Consider the following 22,240-nt stretch of genomic DNA (forward strand, 5'->3'; position numbering starts at 1 on the left):
GGCTGACGGGCGGAAGGAGGAGAAGCAAATGAAGCGACCTAAAGGCTATATCAAACGGCCGGAGGAGATTCAGAAGATTCAAAAGGCAGGCGCCATCCTGTCGGCGTTTCATTCGCATATCGCAGCCTGGATGAAACCGGGCGTGTCCACAATGGAAATCAATGAGGAAGCCGAACGATTCTTGGAGAAGCATGGGGCCAAACCGGCCACTAAAGGTTATCAAGGATTTCCCTATGCCACCTGTATCTCGATTAACGATGAAGCGGCTCACGGATTTCCTAGAGAAGCCCCTTTACAAAGCGGAGATATCGTAAAGCTGGATATCGTATGCAGCTTTCAGGGCTGGCTGGCGGATTCGGCCCGTACGTATCTCATAGGGGAAGCTACTCCCGAGGCCAAGAAGCTTGTTCGGACGGCGAAAGAATGCTTAGAGCTGGGACTGCGAAGGGCGACTGCAGGGAACCGGATAGGGGATGTCATGTATCCGCTGCAGAAGCACGTGGAACAGGCAGGCTATTCGATCGTTCAGGAGCTGAGGGGGCATGGGATCGGGCGGGCGATCCACGAGCAGCCTCTTTTTACCCATACCGGCAGACCGGGAACCGGCTTCTTACTGCAGGAAGGCATGGTTCTCACCATTGAGCCGATCGTTAATGAGGGAGGACCTGATGTATACCTGGAGGCGGACGGATGGACCCTGCGTACCTGGGATGGAAGTCTCTCGGCACAATTTGAGCATACGATCGTCATAACCAAGAAGGAGCCCATCATAGTTACGCGATAAAAAAAGAGGCCTACAGCATGCTGTAAGCCTCTTTCTTGTAAATACCTTTTTACGTCCCCGAGAGGACTCGAACCACTATCTGTCCTTTAGGAGAGGACTGCTCTATCCTGTTGAGCTACGGGGACCTATGCTGGGGATATTATATCATAATATGACGCAATGTCACCAGGCACAAATCATGATGGTCGAGACGACAGGATTTGAACCTGCGACCTCTTGGTCCCGAACCAAGCGCTCTACCAAGCTGAGCCACGTCTCGATTTGCTTTAGTATTGTTATTTTAGCAAAGGAGGATTTCGCTGTAAATACGGTTTGGGCCTACTTGCTTCGTAATTTGCGGAAAAAATCAGTCAGTAAACGGCTGCACTCCTCCTGAAGAACACCACTTACGATATCCACCTGATGATTGAAACGTTCCTCCTGCAACAAATTCATGAGCGTCCCCGCACACCCGGCTTTCGGATCCGTAGTGCCGTAGACTATCTGGGGAATACGCGCTTGGACAATGGCGCCGGCGCACATGGGGCACGGCTCAAGCGTAACGTATAACCGGCACTCCAGCAGCCGCCATGCATCAAGTGCTTCGCTAGCCTGCTTGATAGCAATTAGCTCGGCGTGGGCTAAAGGATCCTTGGACGTTTCACGCAGATTATAGCCGCGGCCAATGATCGTCCCGTCCCGCACGACCACAGCCCCGATCGGAACCTCTCTTAGCGCCTCTGCCTTTCGTGCTTCTTCAATAGCAGCCTGCATATAGTAAACGTGTTGTTCTGTTGTTGACAACGTAAAACCTCCAGTTATACCGATGTGGACAAATAAACGAACAAATATTCGTTGTTAACATGGTGTGGATAAGTATGTGGATAACTCTCATGTTATTCACACCTTATTGTAGAAAAAATGGACAAAGCCTGCAACTGTAAGACATTTGTTCCTGCGTTGGATAAGATATCGTTCTGTGGAAAACAGTTGTTGCAGGACTTTTTACCCGGTATAATAGTATTACCTTAGAGCAACCGGCAAGGACATATGTCGAAGAGTGGAGATGGTATGTCGGGCCATAAGGGTGATTATCGAGAAAAATCCCGTTCGACAGAGAGGTGGTCTAAGTGACGTTTCGATTCAATTCCTCCGCACCAAAAAAAGAAATGTACAATACTTCTCACGGGATTATGCTGAACAGCCGTACCGCGGTAGAGAAGAAGGATTATGTCGCTACAGGCATTCTTACCTATGCGGAAGGGGATATTCTGGAGATTGAGCTTCCGGAATATAAAATGTTCAAGCTCGGCGATCAAGTGAAGCTGATGGTATATTCCAAAGGCGGCATCTACACGTTTCATTCCACGGTCGTCGCGATGGATCACGGAGCCTTAATGGTGATTATTCCCCCACAGACGAAGGACCGATTCCCGGAGAAGCGGGAGCATCCGAGAATAGAAATCAGTCAAGAAGGAAAGCTCCAGGCGATCGCCCATGGGGCAGGCAGCCCGAAGCTGCAATTAGAGGATGAAGTTGGTTTGCAGATAAAAAATATAAGCATCAGCGGGATAGGGTTTGTTCTTCAGGATCAAGCCGACCGGCTGAGCAGCAGCTCGCTTGTTGAGATGGAGATGGATCTTGGGTTTTCCTTCCGATGCGTAGCGGAGATCGTTAGAAAAGAACGGGCGGAGTACGGGATCTACTTTGGTGCCCGTTACGTAGACCTGCAACCGGAGAAGGTGAACGCGGTTCGGGCGTATGTTCTCAGAAAGCAAGTGGAGTCGTACTTTGTTAAGAAACGGCTGGAGCAGAAGAATGAGCTGGAAAAGAAATAACTTCAGATAGGGGGGGCTGTCCAGTGGGACAGCCTTTCATTTTATACACGTAGGGGGACCATTCCTGCAGCTGCGGCATATTGTGTATGTAAAAGCATTGGGGTGATGCGCAAGTGCCGTTTCTCATGAAGTACGAAATCATACGGAGGTATTTGCCAGGGCCAAGCAATCGCAGACCGATCCTGCCGATGGACGGCGTCCGCTTTATGGTTGCTCATGATACAGGGAACCCCGGGTCAACCGCGGCGAACAATGTGACTTATTTTGAAAGAACGGCGTATGACATGTCCGCTTCTGCACATATTTTTGTAGATGATCAGCAAATTATTGAGTGTATTCCTTTCTTGACAGGATCGCCCGAGAAGGCGTTTCATGTAGGCTACAACGTGACAACGGATAATGAACGGTACGGAGATGATGCGAATGACACGGCCGGGGGTGTAGAGCTGTGTTACGGCGGAAAAATCAATCTTCAGGAGTCGTATAACCGTTATGTCTGGGTCATGGCGTATGCCTGCTACCAATACGGCTTGAATCCGCTCACCGATATTGTCGGCCACAATACGCTCGATCCGGCGCGGCGGACGGACCCGACCGAGCCTCTCCGCTTGCTGGGCAAAAGCTTCAGTGACTTCTTGAACGATGTGTACCGGGAGTACCGGGCGAGTGCCGTACCTGATCCGATCCCCGAGCCGGATATTCTGATCCGTCCCGAGGATGCGAATAAAATGATCCGCTTCCTGTCAGCCGGGTGGTATGCGACGGAGGTGCCCGAGGCAAGAGCGGAGTTCAACAGGCTGGCGAATGAGCTGCGCCGGATTTCGGGACAGCTGGGACAGTGAATAAGGTGAGCCTGCTTGGACAAAATGGGAAATAAAAGGCGATGCCGGACCTGCGTTCACGCAGGTGCCGGCTTTTTGTTCCACCGGAGGATTAGGTGACATGTGGGCAGCTTTTGTAGTATAATCTTTATTTAGGGATTTACCTAGTTGAACTGATGAGGAGTTGTCCTTGGGTATGGTTTTGAAAGCAGGAATCGTCGGGCTGCCGAATGTCGGAAAGTCCACATTATTTAATGCAATTACACAGGCTGGGGCCGAATCGGCGAACTACCCTTTCTGTACAATAGATCCGAACGTCGGCGTCGTTGAGGTGCCGGACGAGCGCTTGGTGAAGCTGACCGAGTTGGTACAGCCGAAGAACGTCGTTCCGACGGCTTTTGAATTCGTGGATATTGCCGGTTTGGTAAAGGGAGCGAGCAAGGGTGAGGGACTGGGTAACAAGTTTCTTGCTCATATCCGTGAGGTGGATGCGATCGTACATGTGGTTCGCTGCTTTGTCGATGAGAATATCACGCATGTATCCGGTAAGATTGATCCGCTCGGCGATATTGAGACGATCAATTTGGAGCTGATTTTTGCTGACCTTGATTCGGTGGAGAAGCGCATCGACCGCTCCCGCAAGAACATGAAGGGCGGAGACAAGAAGTACGCTCAGGAAGTGGAAGTGCTGGAGCGGGTGAAGGAAGCGCTCGAGAACGGCCATTCCGCTCGCAGCGTTGAGCTGAGCGACGATGAGAAGCTGCTGATTCGCGATCTGCATCTGATTACGCTAAAGCCCGTTCTTTACGCGGCAAACGTAAGCGAGGCGGAGGTAGCGAACGCGGACGACAACGAGTATGTGCAGAAGGTGCGGGAATTCGCGGCGGCGGAAAACGCGGAAGTGGTGCCTATCAGCGCTAAGGTGGAGTCCGAGATTGCAGAGCTTGAGGGCGAGGATAAGGAAATGTTCCTTGAGGAGCTCGGACTTCAGGAATCCGGCTTGAACCGATTGATCCGTGCGGCATATAAGCTGCTCGGGCTGTATACGTACTTTACAGCGGGTGTGCAGGAGGTTCGTGCATGGACGATCCGCAAGGGGACGAAGGCTCCGCAGGCGGCAGGTGTGATTCATACCGACTTCGAGCGCGGATTTATTCGTGCGGAAGTTGTGGCATATGAGGATCTGATGAACGCAGGGTCGATGAACGCAGCCAAGGAAAAAGGACAAGTGCGTCTCGAGGGAAAAGACTATGTGGTGCAGGACGGCGACGTCATGCATTTCCGCTTCAACGTATAGCGGACCGGTGAGGATGCGGCCGGACAAGTTCATCCCCGGCGATTAGAGATATGATGAAGACTAAGGAAAGGGTGAATGATCTATGTTGGACCGACTCCAGGCACTGGCAGACCGTTATGAGAAGCTGAGCGAGCTGCTGTGCGATCCGGATGTAGCGAACGATTCGAAAAAATTGCGTGAGTATTCCAAGGAGCAATCCGATCTTCAGGAAACTTACGATGCCTATATGGAATACAAGAGCGTAGTGGAGCAGTATGATGCCGCTCGCATTATGCAGAACGAAAAGCTCGACGATGAAATGAAAGAGCTTGTGAAGATGGAGCTTGAAGAGCTGTCCGAACGCAAGACGGAGCTCGAAGAAAAGATTAAAATCCTCATGATGCCGAAGGATCCGAACGATGATAAGAACGTCATTGTGGAGATTCGCGGCGCGGCCGGCGGAGACGAAGCGGCGCTGTTCGCAGCGGATCTGTACCGCATGTACTCGAAATTCGCCGATGCGCAAGGCTGGAGGACGGAAGTGCTGGATGCCAGCATGAACGATCTCGGCGGCTTCAAGGAAATCATCTTTACCGTAAACGGTAAGGGTGCGTACTCCAAGCTGAAATTCGAATCCGGTGCGCACCGCGTTCAGCGGATTCCAACGACGGAGTCCGGCGGACGGATTCATACCTCCACCTCGACGGTAGCGGTGATGCCGGAGATGGAAGAGTTCGATATCGAGATCAACGAGAATGATATCCGCGTGGATACCTTCTGTTCTAGCGGTGCGGGCGGACAGTCCGTAAACACGACGAAATCGGCGGTTCGAGTGACGCATATTCCTACTGGCATCGTTGCTACGTGTCAGGACGGCAAATCGCAGAACTCGAACAAAGAGAAGGCGCTGCAGGTATTGCGTGCGCGGATCTACGATAAGTTCCAGCAGGAAGAGATGGAGAAGTACGGCGCCGAGCGGAAGAGCAAGGTCGGAACGGGCGACCGCTCCGAGCGCATTCGGACCTACAACTTCCCGCAAAGCCGCGTTACGGATCACCGTATCGGCTTGACGCTGCACCGGCTGGATGCGGTATTGAACGGCGACATGGATGAGATCGTATCGGCGCTCACAATCGCTTCCCAGACAGAGCAGATGGAAAAAGGAGAATACGCGAACCATGCCTAATGTGCGCAAGCGTTCGATTCGTGAAGCCTTCGCGGAGGCTTCTTCTTTTTTGCGGGAGCGCGGGGTAACGGAGCCCGAATCGAACGCGCAGCTGCTGCTTGAGCACCTGCTCGGCACCGATCGGACGGGACTGCTGCTTCGCTGGGCGGAAATGTTCCCCGTGGAACGCGAAGGGGACTGGCAGGCGCTGCTGGAACGGAAGGCAGCCGGCGAACCGGTGCAATATATTCGCGGGGAGCAGGAGTTTTACGGGCTTCCCTTTGCCGTGACGCCGGCCGTATTGATTCCGCGGCCGGAGACGGAGCTGCTGGTGGAGCAGGTCATGGAGCTGGGGCGGCAGCTGTGGCCGGAGACATGGCAAGGTGCGGTCGCCGGGGATACTGGGAAGCCGATAGCTGGAAACGCAGGCGTGCCGGGAGGAGATGGCCCGCTGGTCGCGGACATCGGTGTAGGCAGCGGGGCGATCGCGGTGAGCCTTGCGGTGCATTGTGAGGGCTGGAGGCTGGTCGCAAGCGACATCTCGCCGGAAGCCTTGGCGGTGGCGCGGGGCAATGCCGAGCGCCACGGCGTGGGTCGGCGGGTCGCCTTCTGGGAAGGGGACCTGCTGGCCCCGTTCATCGAGCGCGGCATACGCCTCGATGCGGTGGTGTCCAATCCGCCGTACATTCCGGAGGCGGATGAAGCGGGGCTGCAGCCGGAGGTGCGGCTGTATGAGCCGCGGACGGCGCTGTACGGCGGCGTCGACGGGCTGGAGCCGTACAGGAGGCTGACGGCGCAGCTGGCGAAGCTGCCGGCGATGCCGGCGCTGGTCGGCTTTGAGGTCGGCCGGGGGCAGGCGGAGGAAGTGCAGCTGCTGCTGGCGGAAGCCGCGGACTGGGATGCGATCGAGATCATCCCGGATTTGGCGGGCATCGGGCGGCATGTGGTGGCCTATCGGCTGCCTGGAGCGGATAGAGTGAAATAATCATCTTGAAGCGCTTAGGTAGCTCAAACAGACTGGGATAAGGTTATAGAATCACTTTACAGAGTCCAGTGGGTTGGTTCCGTCTTTCTTTTGGTCTCTGTAAGGTGATAAAATCATCTACCAACGGAGATTGAGTGATTTTATGTGCTTTTAGCGGTAAAAAATCACTTTATCGAGTGGCTGGGAATCTAGTATTTTCAAAAATAATAGATTGCTAGGTTTAAACTCTCTCAAACCGGACATACTGAGAATCATAGAGTCACAAGAGGTTGAGAGGGGCTGACGAAGATGGTTAAACGATTCGCGTGGAGACAATACGCATATATGGTGTTCGCTCTTATGGTACTGCTGATGTGCTGGGAAGCAAACCGCTCTCAGGCAGCGCTGTATCTGGCTCCAGCCGGTACGGATGCGGCAGTGATCCCGCAGGAATCGATTCGTCTTCGTATTTTGGCCAACTCGGATGCTCCGGAGGATCAATGGATTAAGCGTCAGGTCCGTGATGCTATCATCGAACAGATGAATGCTTGGGTCACGGCACCGCAAGGCATTGAAGAAGCTCGTGCGGTAGTGACCGCCCGCCTGCCTGAATTGAACGGTGTAGTAGGAGCAACGCTGGAGAAGTACGGCTTCGATTATAGCTATAACGTGGAGCTGGGCGTGGTCCCGTTCCCTACGAAAATGTACGGCAATCAAGTGTACCCAGCCGGCGAGTATGAGGCGCTTCGCGTTTCGATCGGTGCGGCGGAAGGGCAAAACTGGTGGTGTGTGCTGTTCCCGCCGCTGTGCTTCGTAGATTCGGAGATGATTGCGAAGAAGAAAACCGGTAACACGGCATATGCCGCTTCTGCGGAAGAAGTGGAAGAAAAGCCGGCTGCTGAACCAAAGAGTAAAGAAAAGGGCAAGATTCCTGCTGCATCGGTGGCAAAAGCGGAAGTGGAGAAGACGGAAGCTGCCGGCGAAAAGCCGGAGGTACGTTTCTTCCTGTGGGATCTGATGAAGAAGATCGGTTCGTTATTCGCATAGTATCGTAAGAAGGACGGGAAGACATGACGAAAACATGGGTTGTGGATTCGGAGCAGGCATCGCCGGAGGGATTGGCTGAAGCCGGGATGCTGCTTCGGGATGGCGGGACGATAGCGTTCCCTACGGAAACGGTATACGGGCTCGGGGCGGATGCGCGCAGCTCGGAGGCCGTGGCCAAAATATTCGAGGCAAAGGGACGTCCGTCGGATAATCCGTTGATCGTCCACATCGCCGACCGGTCTCAGCTTGAGGAGCTCGCCGCTCCTGCGGATGAGGCCGTTTCGCGTTTGCTGGACGCGTTCTGGCCCGGCCCGCTGACCGTAGTGCTCCCGGTCCGCGAGGGCGTGCTGTCCCCGCTGGTCACCGCGGGGCTGAACACCGTCGGTGTGCGCATGCCCGCACACCCGGTGGCGCTGCAGCTGATCGCCGCTGCAGGCTGCCCTGTCGCGGCCCCGAGCGCCAACCGCTCCGGCCGCCCCAGCCCCACACAGGCCCGCCATGTGTGGGAGGATCTTGCGGGCCGCATCGACGGCCTTGTCGACGGCGGCCCGACCGGCGTCGGCCTTGAGTCGACGGTCGTGCAGCTCGCCGAAGGCGTCCTGCACATCCTGCGGCCCGGCGGCGTGACGGCAGATCAGCTTCGCGAAGCGCTGCCGGACATCCCCGTGCGGGAGGGGGAAGCCTCGCCGCATGAAGCCGAGGCTCCGCGCGCTCCGGGGATGAAGTACACGCACTACGCGCCCCGCGGCCGTGCCGTGCTCGTTCAAGGCCAGCCGGGCACCGGCGCCGAACAAGTGCTCGCTCGCATCCAGAGCGAGCTCGACCAAGCGCATGCCCGCGGCGATCGCACCGGCGTCCTCACCTACCGCGAGCACGCCGGCCGCCTCCGGGCGGATCACGTCGCGCTCTGCGGCGCCCTCAGCGACCTCGAGGAGGTCGCCCACGGGCTCTACGCAGCGCTTCGCAGCTTTGATGAAGCGGAGTCCGGCTTCATCGTCATCGAGGCCTGCCCCGAGGACGGGCTCGGCGCGGCGATCATGAACCGGCTGCGCAAGGCGGCCGGCAACGAAATCATCCTCGTGTAATCCCGGAGCATGCCCCGGTACCGTGCCAAGCCTAGGCATGTTTCCACCTTGTCCTGCATAAGTTGATGAGGAACAGGACAGGGGGTTGAGGAGAAGCATGACTTGGGCGTCGCCGCTATTTTGGGGACATTTTGTAACGATACTAATCATGGCTGTAGCCCTTGGTCTAGACGCACTGTCGCTTGGCCTGGGTATCGGCATGAAGGGAATCCGCAAGCTGGATATACTGAAGATCAGCCTGGTAATCGCGTTCTTCCACATGATTATGCCGCTTGGCGGGATGTGGATGGGGGGCGTCGTGAGCGGACTGCTCGGGCAGGTCGCGACGATCTGCGGAGGCATTCTGCTGCTGCTGCTGGGTGCTCATATGGTGTACAGCTCTCTCAAGGGAGACGAGGTGCAATCGTTCGATCATCGCACGCTGTGGGGAATTACCCTGTTTTCCCTAAGCGTTAGTATTGATTCGTTCTCCGTCGGCGTCTCGCTCGGGATGTTTGCAGGGGACCCGCTGCTGACCGTACTGGTGTTCGGGGCGGTAGGAGGCTTGATGTCGGTGACCGGCTTGATGCTGGGCCGTCATGTTGGTTCTTGGGTGGGCGAGTACGGAGAGGCGTTTGGCGGCATTATCCTGCTGGCCTTCGGATTAAAATTCGTTTTTGCTTGATGCAGCTGCATTCCCTATCCATATTTATCTTCATTTGAGGTACAATAAGGAGTAGGGTATCGATGTAAATCGGCATCATCCAGAGCATGAAGGAGACGGCACGCAGCCGATCCTAATCTTCTTAACAAGGAGGCAGGCAAATTCCGATGAAGCATAACAAAAGAATTTTGTTCGTCTGCACCGGCAACACCTGCCGGAGTCCGATGGCGGAAGGCATGATGCGCTTGCTGCTGCAGGAGCAAGGACTTCACGATATGGAGGTGCGCTCGGCGGGAGTGGCGGCCTATGACGGTACGCCGATGTCCGATCACGCAGCGACCATCCTGAAGGAGAAGGGCTTCGGGGAGGAGCTTCGATCCACTCAGCTGAATGAGACGCTGGTGGATTGGGCGGACTTGATTCTAACGATGACGAATAATCATAAGCGTCATACGATTCAGCTCTATCCGCATGCGGTGGACAAGGTGGCAACCTTGAAGGAATACGTTGATGATAAGCTGGAGGCGGCGGGCAAAATCGCAGAGATGAACAGCTTGCTCACCGAGCTGCAGCTGAAGCGGGCCTTGGCGCAGCCGGTGACTGACGAAGAACGGGCGCGTCTGATGACTCTGGAGCGGGAGCTCCCGAATCAGGACATCGCTGATCCGTTCGGCGGGCCGGTGTCGCTTTATCGGCAGTGCGCCGTGGAGATTGAGGAGCAGCTTCACAAATTGGTCCGAAAGCTGAAGCAAGGCGGGCAACAATAGGGCTTTACAGAGCCGCCGGAATCCGATATGATAAATGTATCAAATAAGACCTGATGTAACTGGCGACGAGTGGAACCAACCACAGTGGAGCATCAGGGAATACGGCCGGTCGCCTGGGCAAAGAGCATTGGAATGCTGTGTACAGCATTCGACATGCTCTTTTTTCGTTTTTGTCGAAGCTTTCGGTTATAATGGAGCTATGGAAATATCAATCTCCAAGGAGGACGAAAGTTATGAAGGTAGCCGTAGGCGCAGATCACGCAGGTGTACGCTTGAAGGATGAATTGATCAGCTTTATCGAATCGCTGGGACATCAAGTGGAGGATCTCGGTTGCAATTGCACCGATTCCGTTGACTATCCGGACTATGCGATCGCGGTATGCGAGAAGGTGACGCAGGGGGAAGCGGATAAGGGAATTCTGATCTGCGGAACCGGGATCGGAATGACAATCGCGGCGAACAAGGTGCCGGGTATTCGCTGCGCTTTGGTTCACGATTTGTTCTCGGCGAAGGCTACACGGGAGCATAATGATTCGAACGTGCTGGCCATGGGAGAGCGTGTTATCGGCCCCGGCGTTGCACAGGAAATCATCCGGATCTGGCTCGAAACGGAGTTTTCCCAAGGCGAGCGCCATCAGAACCGTGTGAGCAAAGTGAAGGCGATCGAAGATAAGTTCGCACTTCATCCATAGGTCGGGAAGAGGGGGAACGAACGATGACGGTTCAGCTTTCCCAGATCAAGGAGCAGGTACGGCAAATTATTGAGGAGCTTGCACGCGCAGGAGGCCTGGAGCGGGAACAGCTTCTCGTGATCGGCACAAGCACCAGCGAGATTCTAGGCCACCATATCGGTACCTCAGGAACCGAGGAGGTTGCTCGACACATTTACGATGGAGTCGAGGAGGCCCGGCAAGCGATAGGTTTCTACCCGGTCTACCAATGCTGCGAGCATTTGAACCGAGCGCTTGTTGTAGAGCGTGATGCGATGCGCAGGTATCAGCTGGAGCAGGTAGCCGTCATCCCGGTGCCGACGGCCGGAGGTTCGATGGCATCCTATGCCTACAAGCATCTCCGGGAGGCGGTCGTCGTTGAAACGGTGCAGGCTCATGCGGGCATCGATCTTGGAGGTACTTTGATCGGCATGCATCTCAAGCGGGTAGCGGTGCCGTATCGGCCGTCGATCCGAACCATCGGACAGGCGACTGTCCAGGCGGCCTATACCCGACCTAAACTGATTGGCGGAGCTAGAGCGGTGTACACCGCGGAAGCACCCCATTCAGACAGTAACTGCAATTAATTATATACATCAATCATTGGGGAGGAATTTACCATGGAACAATTACGCAAGCAGGATCCTAAAATCGTAGAAGCCCTGAACCTCGAGCTCGGCCGCCAACGCGACAAAATCGAGCTGATTGCATCCGAGAACTTCGTTAGCGAAGCGGTGATGCAGGCCATGGGCACTGTGCTGACGAACAAATATGCGGAAGGTTACCCAAGCAAGCGTTACTATGGCGGTTGTGAATACGTGGATATCGTGGAGGATATTGCCCGTGACCGTGCGAAGGAGCTGTTCGGTGCCGAGCATGCGAACGTTCAGCCTCACTCCGGCGCACAAGCGAACCTTGCCGTTTACTTGGCGGCAGTCAACGCAGGGGATACCATTCTGGGTATGAACCTGGCGCATGGCGGTCACTTGACTCACGGCAGCCCGGTAAACGCATCCGGTATTCTTTATAACTTCGTGGCTTACGGCGTAAGCGAGTCCGACTCCCGCATCGATTATGATGATGTTCGTAAGGCAGCTTTCAAGCACAAGCCTCGTCTGATCGTGGCTGGCGCAAGTGCTTACCCTCGCATCATCGATTTTGAGAAAATGGCGCAAATCGCTAATGATGTAGGCGCGCTGTTCATGGTAGACATGGCGCATATCGCCGGTCTGGTTGCTGCAGGCCTGCATCCGAATCCGGTGCCTTATGCTCATTTCGTTACAACGACAACTCACAAAACGCTCCGCGGTCCTCGCGGCGGTATGATCCTGTGCCGCAAGCCATGGGCTGCAGCGATTGATAAAGCGGTGTTCCCAGGTACACAGGGCGGTCCTCTAATGCACGTGATCGCAGCGAAGGCCGTTGCGCTTGGCGAAGCACTACAGCCTGACTTCAAGACGTACGCCCAGAATGTAGTGACTAATGCGAAGGTATTGTCCGAAAGCTTGCTCGCAGAGGGTGTGAACCTGGTATCCGGCGGTACGGACAACCACCTGATGCTGATCGACCTGCGCAGCCTGAACATTTCCGGTAAGGATGCGGAACACCTTCTGGACGAAATCGGCGTAACTGTGAACAAGAACGCCATTCCTTTCGATCCGGCGAAGCCGATGATCACAAGCGGTATCCGTGTTGGTACGGCGGCTGTGACTTCCCGCGGTATGGATCAGGAAGCGATGAAGACGATCGCCAAGATCATTGCGTTGACGCTGAAAAACCCTACTGATACGACAGTGCATGAGAAGGTTCGCGGTATGGTGAAGGATTTGACAGCGCAGTTCCCAATGTACCCGGGCTTGGGCTATTAATAAATAGGGAGGCAGCCACAATGTTGGCTGCCTCCGTTTATTTTTCGCGAACAGGCCGCCTTGAGGCACCCTTTATTCTATTTATGAAAACCATAGGTAATTCGATTAGAATATTTTAGGTACCCTGTGGTATAATAGATAAGATTTTGGGTTTTCATAGGGGGAAGCAGGTAGTATGGGAAAAGTGTTTGTATGCGATCACCCGCTGATTCAGCACAAGCTGACCTACATACGGGATGAGAATACGACAACGAAGGATTTCCGGGAGCTTGTCGATGAGGTGGCCACCTTGATGGCCTATGAAATTACTAGGGATATTCCTTTGGAAAAGGTAGAAGTTCGCACGCCGGTAGCAACAACCGAGTGTCGAGTTATCTCCGGCCGCATGCTGGGATTGATTCCGATTCTGCGTGCAGGACTAGGCATGGTGGACGGCATTCTTAAGCTGGTTCCTGCGGCGAAGGTAGGCCATATCGGCTTGTACCGCGACCCGCAAACGCTTCAGCCGGTGGAGTATTACGCGAAGCTGCCGACGGACGTTCAGGAGCGGGAACTCATCGTAATCGACCCGATGCTGGCAACCGGCGGCTCAGCCAATGCAGCCATTCAAGCGCTGAAGAACCGCAACTGTACACAAATCAAACTGATGTGCTTAATTGCCGCACCGGAGGGCGTACAAGCTGTTCAACAGGCCCATCCCGATGTGGATATTTATGTTGCCGCCATTGATGAATACCTGAATGACCACGGATACATCATTCCGGGGCTGGGGGATGCCGGGGACAGGCTGTTCGGCACGAAATAAAGCTGAAGATGCTTAATGAGGAGAGGAGCTTCCTAGCATGAAGAAAACGAAGGTCATTACGATTTTTGGAACGAGACCCGAGGCCATTAAGATGGCACCGCTCGTCAAAGAGCTGGAGAAGCATCCGGAACAGATCGATTCGCTGGTATGCGTAACCGCTCAGCACCGTCAAATGCTTGATCAAGTGCTTGATATATTTCAAATCAAACCGAATTACGATCTCGACGTGATGAAGGATCGTCAAACGCTGAATGAAATTTCGATTCGCGTCCTTCAAGGCCTTGATCCTGTCTTCAAGGAAGAGAAGCCGGATCTGATTCTGGTGCACGGGGATACGCTGACGACCTTCCTGGCCAGCTATGCGGCATTCCTGCAGCAGATTCAGGTAGGCCATGTGGAAGCGGGGCTTCGTACATGGAACAAGCTGTCGCCTTATCCGGAGGAAATGAACCGGCAGCTGACTGGAGTACTGGCGGATCTTCATTTTGCTCCGACGGACTGGTCTGCGGGCAATCTGCGGAAAGAAAACAAATTGGAAAAGACGATCTTCATCACAGGCAATACGGTTACCGATGTGTTCCAGTATACGCTGAAGGAGGACTTCCATCATCCGGTTCTGGAATGGGCACAGGGCAAGCGCCTCGTGCTGATGACAGCGCATCGGCGGGAATCGCAGGGAGAGCCGCATCGTCAGATTTTCCGTGCGGTTCGTCGTCTGGCCGATGAGTTTGAGGATATCGCAATCGTATATCCGGTTCATCTCTCCCCTGCGGTAAGGGAGCCGGCTCATGAAATTCTCGGAGGTCATGACCGCATTAAGCTGATCGACCCGCTCGATGTGTTCGAGCTTCACAATCTGTACCCGCATACTCACATGATCCTTACGGATTCGGGTGGCTTACAGGAGGAAGCGCCATCGTTCGGCGTACCGGTGTTGGTTCTACGTGAAACAACGGAGCGTCCGGAAGGCATCGATGCAGGGACGCTGGAGCTGGTTGGAACGGATGAGCAGAAGGTGTATGATCGTGCCCGCGCTCTGTTAACCGACCAGGCATTGTACGACCGGATGAGTAAATCAGCCAACCCTTACGGCGACGGCAAAGCCTCCGAACGCATCGTAGATGCCATCTTGTACCACTTCGGGCATACCAAAGAAAGACCGGAGCCGTTCCAACCGTGACAATCTCATGACAAACGTTACAGCATACAGTACTACTGTTTGGTTTGAAGACGCGGAAACCCTTGGTATTACTGGGTTCGTGTGATTTTGGTCACAGACGGTACACAATTATGTGTAATTGACAAAGCGTCCTACGCTTAGCTAAAATAAACTAGGGTTACGGTAGACATGGAATGTAAGCGGCCAACAAAGCCCACATGTCGGCAGTGTTAGGAGGATTATGAAGAGATTCCGTTCGAAGGATAATCCCTGGCGTGCCGTCGCGATGCTTGGCGGTATCGGTGTTGACCTTGGCGTTTGCATGCTTGCCGGTTTTTGGCTGGGCGATTGGTTCAGCGATTACCGGGGCGGAGAGCCGATCTGGATCGCACTTGGAATGATGCTCGGTTTTATTCTAGGCATTGTCAGCGTGGTCCTAATCATTCGACGCGTAATGCAAGGAGGCTCCAATGGATGAGTTTGCAGCCCATCTGAAAACGGTTCAACGCTTTGTGTACCTTTTTTTGTCCGTGTGCTTCTTTGCGTGGGCATTACTGCCGGCTTATCGGCCGATCATCGCGGGTTTGATTTTGGGGACCGTTTTTAGTTTCGTGAACGCTATGTACTTGGCTTGGAAAATTCGTCAGCTATCGGAGAGCGCCCTTCAGGGCAAGCGAAAGCGAGGCCTGGGATTCGGCAACAGGACGGCGATTGCGATCATTGCTATGATCATCGCTTACAAATTGCCGGAGCACTTTGCCATGTGGTCTGTGATCGCAGGTTTAATCTCCGTTCAGTTGGCAACACTCCTATTGGGTATTATTTCAAATAAAAAATAATTCCATCATGCCTTGGAAAGGGGTGAAACTACTACACATGCATGAATTTCCGATAGTCAATTGGTTAGGTCTGAGTTGGGATTTGTCTGTCGTCATTACCATTTCAGTAACCTGCTTAATTGTACTAATCCTCTCCATTGCCGGAACGCGCAATTTGTCTGTACACAACCCCGGCAAATTACAAAACTTCTTGGAGTGGTTAGTCGAGTTCGTTCACAATATCATCTCCAGCTCTATGGATATGAAGAAGGGTAAGACCTTCATTATGCTCGGCATTACGCTGATCATGTTCATCTTCGTGGGCAACATGCTGGGGCTGCCGCTTGTCATCATCACAGATGTTACCGGACCGATTCCGCAATTAGGCATCACGAAAGAGGAATACGATGCTGCGCATGCAGCAGGGAAGCATCTTGGGCTGAGCTGGTGGAAATCTCCTACAGCAGACTTGTCCGTGACGATGGGTCTTGCCTTCATGGTCATCTTCCTGGTGCACTTCCTGGGATTGACTCGCAACACCAAGCATTATCTTCGCCATTACTTTGAGCCGTACGCTGTGATGTTTCCATTGCACATCGTTGAGCAGATTTCCAAGCTCTTGACGCTCGGTATGCGTCTATTCGGTAACATTTTTGCCGGTGAGGTTCTCATTGGGGTGATTCTGCTTGCCGGGATCGGAGGGGTAATCCCGCTGATCATATGGCAAGGCTTCTCGGTCTTCGTCGGGGCGATCCAAGCGTTCGTTTTCACGACGTTGACGATGGTTTACTTATCTCAGGCACTCGAAAAACACGAGGAACACTGACATGCGGACGGCTTAAGCGAGTTATCCCCTTGACCGCAACCGCTTTTTAACACCACAAACCTAAATTTTATTATTCTAAGGAGGATTTACACAATGGCAGGTATGGCATTAGCAGCAGCAATCGCAATCGGTTTGGCAGCACTTGGTGCAGGTATTGGTAACGGTTTGATCGTAAGTAAGACAGTTGACGGTATCGCTCGTCAGCCAGAGCAAAAAGCTACTCTTCAAACAGTTATGTTTATCGGTGTAGGTCTCGTCGAGGCGATTCCAATCATCGCGGTTGTATTCGCATTGCTCTTCACTTTCGTAATCCAACCTTAATAGCGCACAAGGCGGGGAAGCCCTCTAAGCCTCCACGCCTTCCTTTTGTCCGAATGCTTGCATTCGTGTCTGGATTTGCCAATAGCCCCTTGAAGGGAGTGACGTATAGATGCATTTCAATATAACTTCGTTCGGTATTGCCATCGTGTCCTTTTTGGTATTGATGTGGCTGATCAGCAAATATGCTTTCGGTCCATTGATGGGGATCATGGAGCAACGCCGTCAACTGGTGAAGGATCAGCTTGATAGCGCGGAATCGAACCGCAAGCAAGCCGATGCCCTCCTTGCTGAGCAGAAGGCTGCCTTGGAGCAAGTGCGCAGCGAAGCGAAGCAAATGATGGAGCAAGCCCGCGTAACCAGCAGCAAGCAGGCGGAGGACATTATTCAACAAGCGAAAGAAGAAGCGAGCCGTCTGAAGCAGGACGCGCTTCGTGATATCGAGACCGAGAAGAACAAAGCTGTTGCCGCTCTGCGTAGTCAGGTGAGCGCCATGTCCGTTCTGATCGCCTCCAAAATTATCGAGAAGCAAATCGATGAGAAGTCGCAGGAGCAGCTGGTTGAGCAATACCTCAAAGAGGTAGGAGGCAACCAATGAGCAAGGACATCATCGTAGCCAAAAGATATGCCAAAGCACTGTTCGCCGCCGCCAAGGATCAAAATCTGGTCCAGCAGGTTGAGGCAGAGCTGAAAGCAGTAATTGCTGTGCTTCAAGAGCAAAGAGATCTGCATAAGCTGATTCAGCATCCAGGTGTTGACGTGTCGGCGAAGACGAACCTGCTGAAGGAAATTTTCAGCGGTACGGTTTCGGAGCTCGTTTTCGCTACGCTGGTTCTTCTTGTGGAGAGAAGAAGAGAAGGCGCGTTGGAAGCCGTAGTGGATTCCTATGTTGCCATTGCCAATGAGGCGCTAGGTCAGGCGAATGCAACGGTTTACACGCCGGTAGCTTTGTCTGAGACGGAGCTCTCCGGCATTGCGGCAGCCTTCAGCCAAATTACGGGCAAACAAATCCGTGTGGAATCGGTTCTCGATAAAGGCTTGCTGGGCGGCATTCAAGTTCGGATCGGCGATCGTCTGTATGACGGAAGCTTGTCCGGCAAACTTCAGCGCCTGGAAAAAACGTTGAATCAATCTCAAGCACTGTAGATAGGGGTGAGCAAGTTGAGTATCAAACCTGAAGAAATCAGCACGCTGATTAGACAGCAGATTGAAAAATATAAGTCTGACATTCAAGTCGTTGACGTTGGTACGGTCATTCAGGTCGGTGACGGTATCGCCCGTGCACATGGCCTTGAGAACGTAATGGCGGGCGAGCTCGTAGAGTTCTCCAACGGCGTTTTGGGTTATGCGTTCAACCTGGAGGAAAGTAACGTTGGTATCGTTATCTTGGGACCATACACGGACATCCGTGAAGGCGATCAAGTAAAGCGTACCGGCCGTATCATGGAAATCCCGGTTGGAGAAGCTCTGCTTGGCCGCGTAGTCAACCCACTGGGTCAGCCGGTTGACGGCAAAGGCCCAATCGAAACAACACACTTCCGTCCGATCGAGTCCCCGGCTCCGGGCGTTATGGCACGTAAATCCGTACATGAGCCAATGCAGACCGGTATCAAAGCGATCGACGCGATGATCCCAATCGGTCGCGGACAGCGCGAGCTCATCATCGGTGACCGTCAAACAGGTAAAACCTCCATTGCCGTTGATACGATCATCAACCAAAAGGGCAGCGGAGTAAAGTGTATTTACGTTGCGATCGGTCAAAAGCAATCCACTGTCGTAGCCTTGGTTGAAACGCTTCGTAAAGCGGGCGCACTTGACTACACGATCGTAGTTACCGCATCCGCTTCCGAGCCGGCTCCAATGCTGTGGCTTGCTCCATACGCCGGCTGCTCCATGGGTGAATACTTCATGTACAAAGGCGAGCATGTGCTCATCGTATATGATGACTTGTCCAAGCAGGCAGCTGCATACCGTGAGCTTTCCTTGCTCCTGAGACGTCCTCCGGGTCGGGAAGCTTATCCTGGTGACGTATTCTACTTGCACTCCCGTTTGCTGGAGCGCGCGGCGAAGCTGAACGATGAGCTCGGCGGCGGGTCGATGACGGCTCTGCCATTCATCGAGACGCAAGCGGGCGACGTATCCGCTTATATCCCAACAAACGTAATCTCCATTACGGACGGTCAGATCTTCCTCGAGGCAGATTTGTTCTACTCCGGTCAGCGTCCTGCCGTTAACGTCGGTATCTCGGTATCCCGTGTAGGTAGCTCTGCACAAATCAAAGCGATGAAGAAGGTTGCCGGTACCCTCAAGCTGGACTTGGCGCAATACCGTGAGCTCGCAGCGTTCGCTGCCTTCGGCTCCGACCTTGACAAAGCTACGCAGACTCGTCTGAACCGCGGTATTCGTACCCTTGAGCTGCTTAAGCAGGGTGTCAATCAGCCGATGTCGGTTGAGAAGCAGGTTGTTGCGATCTACGCGGTAACCAGAGGCCATGTAGATGAGCTTCCGGTACAAGACGTGCGTCGTTTCGAAGCAGAGTTCCTGGCTTACCTGGATTCGAACCGTCCGGAGATCTTGACGAACATCCGTGACACGAATGATCTGACTTCGGATAACGAAAACGCACTGAAGGATGCAATTGCAACGTTCAAAAAAGGATTCGCTCCTTCTGCATAATAAATGCTGAGTAAAGAGCTCTTCTTTCGAGGAAAGAGGAGCTTGGCGCTTGGAATGGATGACATATATAGGCTTATCTATTGGCGTCCCCAGCGGGCGCTTTGAGAGAGAGGTGAGCAGGCATGGCAAAAGGTATGCGTGAGATTAAACGATCTATCAAATCGAAGCAAAACACGCGTCAAATCACGAAGGCAATGGAGCTGGTTGCAGCTGCGAAGCTGAAAAGAGCGCAGGATGCGGCGCAAGCTTCCCGTCCTTATGCTGAGAAGATGAAAGAGGTCGTAGCGAGTATTGCTGCAGGCACCAAGGGTGTGAAGCACCCGATGCTGCAAACCCGGACGATCAAGAGAACAGGGTATCTCGTCATCACCTCAGACCGCGGTTTGGCTGGTGGTTACAATGCGAACGTGCTTCGTAAGGTAATGGCTACGATTAAGGAAAAGCATACGTCGGCTAACGAGTACTCGATTTTCGTCATTGGTCGTAAGGGTCGCGATTTCTTTAAGAAACGCAATATTCCGATCGTGGAGGAAATCACGGGTCTTCCGGATTCTCCAAGCTTCGCCGATATCAAGTCGATAGCGGCACAAGCGGTGGGTAACTTCGAAAACGGGTCATACGACGAGCTTTACCTTGTATACAACGAATTCAAGAACGCGATTACTCAGATTCCTGAAATTAAGCGTCTGCTTCCTTTGGAGGATGTCAGCGCGAGCAGCACAGCGAATTATGAGTATGAGCCTTCACCGGAAGGCGTCCTTGAGGTATTGCTCCCAAGATACGCTGAAACGTTGATTTACAGCGCGTTGCTCGACGGTAAGGCGAGTGAATTTGGGGCGAGAATGACAGCGATGAGTAATGCAACGAAGAACGCATCGAAGATGATCAGCTCGTTGACCCTTGTTTACAACCGTGCCCGTCAGGCTGCTATTACCCAGGAAATTTCGGAGATCGTAGCCGGAGCAAACGCACAAGCTTAAGAACGGATTTTTAAAGCAGTTTTGCTAAGGTAAAACGTAGGTTTAGCTTACGAAGTATTCTCGTTAAAGCGAAACTTAGGTTATGCTTACGACGCAACTTTGCCCAAGGGCAAAGTTTTTAGGAGGGAAAACAGTGAGCAAAGGGCGCGTTGTTAATATAACGGGGCCGGTTGTCGACATCGAGTTCGAGCGTGGACACCTCCCTGAGATCTTGAACGCAATCAAGATTGAAAGAAAAGCGCAAAACGCAAGTGAACAAGACATCAACCTGACGCTGGAAGCGGCCGTTCACCTTGGTGACAACATGGTTCGCTGTATTGCGATGTCCACTACGGACGGTCTGGTGCGTGGTACCGAGGCAATCGATACCGGAGCTCCTATCACCGTTGCCGTAGGTGCAGCGACTTTGGGCCGCGTATTTAACGTTGTAGGCGAGCCGATCGACGGCGACGCTAACGTAGATCGTACGTTGAGCAGCCCGATCCATAAGCCGGCTCCTGCGTTCGAGAACCTTTCCACACAAGCGGAAATTCTCGAAACTGGAATTAAGGTTATCGACCTGATGGCTCCTTATGCCAAGGGTGGTAAGATCGGTCTCTTCGGTGGTGCGGGTGTAGGTAAAACCGTTACGATGCAGGAGCTCATTCACAACATCGCGCAAGAGCACGGCGGTATCTCCGTATTCGCGGGTGTAGGTGAGCGTACTCGTGAAGGTAACGACTTGTACCATGAAATGAAGGATTCCGGCGTTATCTCCAAAACGGCGATGGTATTCGGTCAGATGAACGAGCCGCCAGGTGCGCGTCTTCGCGTAGCTTTGACTGGCTTGACAATGGCAGAATACTTCCGTGACGAAGAAGGCCGTGACGTACTTCTGTTTATCGATAACATCTTCCGCTTTACTCAAGCGGGTTCCGAAGTATCCGCCTTGCTCGGCCGTATGCCTTCCGCGGTAGGTTACCAGCCGACACTGGCTACCGAGATGGGTCAGCTGCAAGAGCGTATCACTTCCACGAAAAAAGGTTCCGTAACGTCGATTCAAGCGATCTACGTTCCTGCGGATGACTACACGGATCCGGCTCCTGCTACGGCGTTTGCTCACTTGGATGCAACGACGAACCTGGAGCGCGGTATCGCAGCGAAGGGTATCTTCCCTGCGGTTGACCCGCTGGCATCCTCCTCCCGGATTCTGACACCGGAAATCCTGGGCGAAGAGCACTACCAAGTAGCGCAAGGCGTTAAGCGACTGCTTCAGCGCTATAAGGAATTGCTCGATATCATCGCGATCTTGGGTATGGACGAGTTGTCCGATGAAGACAAATTGGTTGTACACCGTGCGCGTCGCGTAGAATTGTTCCTGTCCCAGCCTCTGCACGTTGCGGAAGCGTTCAACGGGATCCCAGGATTGTACGTACCGGTTAAAGAAACCGTGCGCAGCTTCAAGGAAATCCTTGACGGCAAGCACGACGATCTTCCTGAACCGGCGTTCCACAACGTGGGCACAATCGAAGACGCTGTCGCTAAGGCGAAGACGCTCTAATATAAAGGTAAGCTTTTGTTGAAAAAGGTTACGCTCTTTATTGCCTCGGCAGTCCGTAGTGCCGTAGGGAAAAAGAAGCTTCGCGCGAGTTTTATTTTTCGATCCATTCTTATCCTATTCTAATCAGGGATCGAACAAATAACTGTCTGAGGTTAGCGAAGCTCTTTTTCC

At 53.5% G+C, this 22,240-nt stretch carries 25 protein-coding genes, 2 tRNA genes and 1 riboswitch; of the genes, 24 read left to right on the forward strand and 3 right to left on the reverse strand.

Annotated elements, in window-relative coordinates; genetic code table 11:
* The first annotated feature begins 28 nt into the window (after positions 1-28).
* The gene (gene map, locus RAC89_RS12210; RefSeq protein ID WP_306613775.1) at positions 29-784 is read left to right on the forward strand and encodes a type I methionyl aminopeptidase; all 756 of its coding nucleotides are present in this window, start codon (positions 29-31) and stop codon (positions 782-784) included.
* A 52-nt stretch (positions 785-836) separates the two neighbouring features.
* Here the strand turns inward: map and RAC89_RS12215 are convergent.
* The 3 genes from RAC89_RS12215 to tadA all read right to left on the reverse strand — a co-directional run bounded on the left by RAC89_RS12215 (position 837) and on the right by tadA (position 1,567).
* A tRNA-Arg gene (locus RAC89_RS12215) sits at positions 837-909 on the reverse strand.
* Positions 910-966: 57 nt separating this feature from the next.
* A tRNA-Pro gene (locus RAC89_RS12220) sits at positions 967-1,043 on the reverse strand.
* Positions 1,044-1,102: 59 nt separating this feature from the next.
* Positions 1,103-1,567: a tRNA adenosine(34) deaminase TadA gene (gene tadA / locus RAC89_RS12225; protein WP_306613776.1), complete on the reverse strand. Its 465-nt coding sequence runs from the start codon at positions 1,565-1,567 to the stop codon at positions 1,103-1,105.
* A 365-nt stretch (positions 1,568-1,932) separates the two neighbouring features.
* Here tadA and RAC89_RS12230 point away from each other — a divergent pair, with 365 nt between their 5' ends.
* The 23 genes from RAC89_RS12230 (at position 1,933) to atpD (ending at position 22,069) form a co-directional block, all read left to right on the forward strand.
* Complete coding sequence (locus RAC89_RS12230; RefSeq protein WP_306613778.1) at positions 1,933-2,601, forward strand: PilZ domain-containing protein; 669 nt, start codon at positions 1,933-1,935, stop codon at positions 2,599-2,601.
* 125 nt (positions 2,602-2,726) lie between these two features.
* On the forward strand, positions 2,727-3,443 hold the full coding sequence (locus RAC89_RS12235; RefSeq protein WP_373429914.1) for a peptidoglycan recognition protein family protein: 717 nt from the start codon (positions 2,727-2,729) through the stop codon (positions 3,441-3,443).
* A 175-nt stretch (positions 3,444-3,618) separates the two neighbouring features.
* Complete coding sequence (ychF, locus tag RAC89_RS12240; protein WP_306613781.1) at positions 3,619-4,719, forward strand: redox-regulated ATPase YchF; 1,101 nt, start codon at positions 3,619-3,621, stop codon at positions 4,717-4,719.
* A gap of 82 nt (positions 4,720-4,801) precedes the next feature.
* The gene (gene prfA / locus RAC89_RS12245) at positions 4,802-5,884 is read left to right on the forward strand and encodes a peptide chain release factor 1 (RefSeq protein ID WP_284643094.1); all 1,083 of its coding nucleotides are present in this window, start codon (positions 4,802-4,804) and stop codon (positions 5,882-5,884) included.
* On the forward strand, positions 5,877-6,848 hold the full coding sequence (gene prmC / locus RAC89_RS12250; RefSeq protein ID WP_306613783.1) for a peptide chain release factor N(5)-glutamine methyltransferase: 972 nt from the start codon (positions 5,877-5,879) through the stop codon (positions 6,846-6,848). The genes prfA and prmC overlap by 8 nt, the downstream gene beginning before the upstream one ends.
* Before the next feature lie 288 nt (positions 6,849-7,136).
* Complete coding sequence (spoIIR, locus tag RAC89_RS12255) at positions 7,137-7,874, forward strand: stage II sporulation protein R (protein WP_306613785.1); 738 nt, start codon at positions 7,137-7,139, stop codon at positions 7,872-7,874.
* A 23-nt stretch (positions 7,875-7,897) separates the two neighbouring features.
* On the forward strand, positions 7,898-8,959 hold the full coding sequence (locus RAC89_RS12260) for an L-threonylcarbamoyladenylate synthase (RefSeq protein ID WP_306613786.1): 1,062 nt from the start codon (positions 7,898-7,900) through the stop codon (positions 8,957-8,959).
* Positions 8,960-9,056: 97 nt separating this feature from the next.
* Complete coding sequence (locus tag RAC89_RS12265; protein ID WP_306613788.1) at positions 9,057-9,623, forward strand: manganese efflux pump MntP; 567 nt, start codon at positions 9,057-9,059, stop codon at positions 9,621-9,623.
* A 146-nt stretch (positions 9,624-9,769) separates the two neighbouring features.
* A complete protein-coding gene (locus tag RAC89_RS12270; RefSeq protein ID WP_306613790.1) occupies positions 9,770-10,369 on the forward strand; it encodes a low molecular weight protein arginine phosphatase in 600 nt (199 codons plus the stop codon).
* Between the two features lie 45 nt (positions 10,370-10,414).
* Positions 10,415-10,495, forward strand: a riboswitch (ZMP/ZTP riboswitch).
* Between the two features lie 107 nt (positions 10,496-10,602).
* Positions 10,603-11,061: a ribose 5-phosphate isomerase B gene (gene rpiB / locus RAC89_RS12275; RefSeq protein ID WP_306613792.1), complete on the forward strand. Its 459-nt coding sequence runs from the start codon at positions 10,603-10,605 to the stop codon at positions 11,059-11,061.
* Positions 11,062-11,084: 23 nt separating this feature from the next.
* Entirely contained in the window at positions 11,085-11,666 is a 582-nt protein-coding gene (locus RAC89_RS12280; RefSeq protein ID WP_306613793.1) for a TIGR01440 family protein, read from the forward strand.
* Between the two features lie 33 nt (positions 11,667-11,699).
* Positions 11,700-12,947 carry a serine hydroxymethyltransferase gene (gene glyA / locus RAC89_RS12285; protein ID WP_306613794.1) on the forward strand — a complete coding sequence of 416 codons (1,248 nt, stop codon included), beginning with the start codon at positions 11,700-11,702 and terminating at the stop codon, positions 12,945-12,947.
* Between the two features lie 175 nt (positions 12,948-13,122).
* The gene (upp, locus tag RAC89_RS12290) at positions 13,123-13,752 is read left to right on the forward strand and encodes a uracil phosphoribosyltransferase (protein WP_284643113.1); all 630 of its coding nucleotides are present in this window, start codon (positions 13,123-13,125) and stop codon (positions 13,750-13,752) included.
* 37 nt (positions 13,753-13,789) lie between these two features.
* Complete coding sequence (wecB, locus tag RAC89_RS12295) at positions 13,790-14,932, forward strand: non-hydrolyzing UDP-N-acetylglucosamine 2-epimerase (RefSeq protein WP_306613796.1); 1,143 nt, start codon at positions 13,790-13,792, stop codon at positions 14,930-14,932.
* Positions 14,933-15,152: 220 nt separating this feature from the next.
* A complete protein-coding gene (locus RAC89_RS12300; protein WP_284643117.1) occupies positions 15,153-15,389 on the forward strand; it encodes an AtpZ/AtpI family protein in 237 nt (78 codons plus the stop codon).
* A complete protein-coding gene (locus RAC89_RS12305; protein ID WP_306613797.1) occupies positions 15,382-15,750 on the forward strand; it encodes an ATP synthase subunit I in 369 nt (122 codons plus the stop codon). Before RAC89_RS12300 ends, RAC89_RS12305 begins: the two co-directional genes overlap by 8 nt.
* A 37-nt stretch (positions 15,751-15,787) precedes the next feature.
* The gene (gene atpB / locus RAC89_RS12310) at positions 15,788-16,555 is read left to right on the forward strand and encodes a F0F1 ATP synthase subunit A (protein ID WP_284643121.1); all 768 of its coding nucleotides are present in this window, start codon (positions 15,788-15,790) and stop codon (positions 16,553-16,555) included.
* Positions 16,556-16,648: 93 nt separating this feature from the next.
* Positions 16,649-16,876, forward strand: coding sequence for a F0F1 ATP synthase subunit C (gene atpE, locus RAC89_RS12315; RefSeq protein WP_284643123.1), 228 nt, complete (start codon positions 16,649-16,651; stop codon positions 16,874-16,876).
* 109 nt (positions 16,877-16,985) lie between these two features.
* Positions 16,986-17,471, forward strand: a complete 486-nt coding sequence (gene atpF / locus RAC89_RS12320) for a F0F1 ATP synthase subunit B (RefSeq protein WP_284643125.1) — start codon at positions 16,986-16,988, stop codon at positions 17,469-17,471.
* Complete coding sequence (locus RAC89_RS12325) at positions 17,468-18,019, forward strand: F0F1 ATP synthase subunit delta (RefSeq protein WP_306613799.1); 552 nt, start codon at positions 17,468-17,470, stop codon at positions 18,017-18,019. The genes atpF and RAC89_RS12325 overlap by 4 nt, the downstream gene beginning before the upstream one ends.
* Positions 18,020-18,034: 15 nt before the next feature.
* The gene (gene atpA / locus RAC89_RS12330) at positions 18,035-19,549 is read left to right on the forward strand and encodes a F0F1 ATP synthase subunit alpha (RefSeq protein WP_306613801.1); all 1,515 of its coding nucleotides are present in this window, start codon (positions 18,035-18,037) and stop codon (positions 19,547-19,549) included.
* 122 nt (positions 19,550-19,671) lie between these two features.
* On the forward strand, positions 19,672-20,529 hold the full coding sequence (gene atpG / locus RAC89_RS12335; RefSeq protein WP_306613803.1) for an ATP synthase F1 subunit gamma: 858 nt from the start codon (positions 19,672-19,674) through the stop codon (positions 20,527-20,529).
* A 133-nt stretch (positions 20,530-20,662) separates the two neighbouring features.
* Positions 20,663-22,069 carry a F0F1 ATP synthase subunit beta gene (atpD, locus tag RAC89_RS12340; RefSeq protein ID WP_306613805.1) on the forward strand — a complete coding sequence of 469 codons (1,407 nt, stop codon included), beginning with the start codon at positions 20,663-20,665 and terminating at the stop codon, positions 22,067-22,069.
* Positions 22,070-22,240 lie beyond the last annotated feature (171 nt).

Source organism: Paenibacillus sp. GD4 (genome assembly GCF_030846225.1).
Lineage (GTDB): Bacteria > Bacillota > Bacilli > Paenibacillales > NBRC-103111 > Paenibacillus_G > Paenibacillus_G silviterrae.

What these genes read in the sequence shown, in the direction of transcription:
- map (WP_306613775.1), top strand. Translation starts at nt 29, where the DNA reads ATGAAGCGACCTAAAGGCTATATCAAACGGCCGGAGGAGATTCAGAAG.
- RAC89_RS12230 (WP_306613778.1), top strand. Translation starts at nt 1,933, where the DNA reads ATGTACAATACTTCTCACGGGATTATGCTGAACAGCCGTACCGCGGTA.
- RAC89_RS12235 (WP_373429914.1), top strand. Translation starts at nt 2,727, where the DNA reads ATGAAGTACGAAATCATACGGAGGTATTTGCCAGGGCCAAGCAATCGC.
- ychF (WP_306613781.1), top strand. Translation starts at nt 3,619, where the DNA reads ATGGTTTTGAAAGCAGGAATCGTCGGGCTGCCGAATGTCGGAAAGTCC.
- prfA (WP_284643094.1), top strand. Translation starts at nt 4,802, where the DNA reads ATGTTGGACCGACTCCAGGCACTGGCAGACCGTTATGAGAAGCTGAGC.
- prmC (WP_306613783.1), top strand. Translation starts at nt 5,877, where the DNA reads ATGCCTAATGTGCGCAAGCGTTCGATTCGTGAAGCCTTCGCGGAGGCT.
- spoIIR (WP_306613785.1), top strand. Translation starts at nt 7,137, where the DNA reads ATGGTTAAACGATTCGCGTGGAGACAATACGCATATATGGTGTTCGCT.
- RAC89_RS12260 (WP_306613786.1), top strand. Translation starts at nt 7,898, where the DNA reads ATGACGAAAACATGGGTTGTGGATTCGGAGCAGGCATCGCCGGAGGGA.
- RAC89_RS12265 (WP_306613788.1), top strand. Translation starts at nt 9,057, where the DNA reads ATGACTTGGGCGTCGCCGCTATTTTGGGGACATTTTGTAACGATACTA.
- RAC89_RS12270 (WP_306613790.1), top strand. Translation starts at nt 9,770, where the DNA reads ATGAAGCATAACAAAAGAATTTTGTTCGTCTGCACCGGCAACACCTGC.
- rpiB (WP_306613792.1), top strand. Translation starts at nt 10,603, where the DNA reads ATGAAGGTAGCCGTAGGCGCAGATCACGCAGGTGTACGCTTGAAGGAT.
- RAC89_RS12280 (WP_306613793.1), top strand. Translation starts at nt 11,085, where the DNA reads ATGACGGTTCAGCTTTCCCAGATCAAGGAGCAGGTACGGCAAATTATT.
- glyA (WP_306613794.1), top strand. Translation starts at nt 11,700, where the DNA reads ATGGAACAATTACGCAAGCAGGATCCTAAAATCGTAGAAGCCCTGAAC.
- upp (WP_284643113.1), top strand. Translation starts at nt 13,123, where the DNA reads ATGGGAAAAGTGTTTGTATGCGATCACCCGCTGATTCAGCACAAGCTG.
- wecB (WP_306613796.1), top strand. Translation starts at nt 13,790, where the DNA reads ATGAAGAAAACGAAGGTCATTACGATTTTTGGAACGAGACCCGAGGCC.
- RAC89_RS12300 (WP_284643117.1), top strand. Translation starts at nt 15,153, where the DNA reads ATGAAGAGATTCCGTTCGAAGGATAATCCCTGGCGTGCCGTCGCGATG.
- RAC89_RS12305 (WP_306613797.1), top strand. Translation starts at nt 15,382, where the DNA reads ATGGATGAGTTTGCAGCCCATCTGAAAACGGTTCAACGCTTTGTGTAC.
- atpB (WP_284643121.1), top strand. Translation starts at nt 15,788, where the DNA reads ATGCATGAATTTCCGATAGTCAATTGGTTAGGTCTGAGTTGGGATTTG.
- atpE (WP_284643123.1), top strand. Translation starts at nt 16,649, where the DNA reads ATGGCAGGTATGGCATTAGCAGCAGCAATCGCAATCGGTTTGGCAGCA.
- atpF (WP_284643125.1), top strand. Translation starts at nt 16,986, where the DNA reads ATGCATTTCAATATAACTTCGTTCGGTATTGCCATCGTGTCCTTTTTG.
- RAC89_RS12325 (WP_306613799.1), top strand. Translation starts at nt 17,468, where the DNA reads ATGAGCAAGGACATCATCGTAGCCAAAAGATATGCCAAAGCACTGTTC.
- atpG (WP_306613803.1), top strand. Translation starts at nt 19,672, where the DNA reads ATGGCAAAAGGTATGCGTGAGATTAAACGATCTATCAAATCGAAGCAA.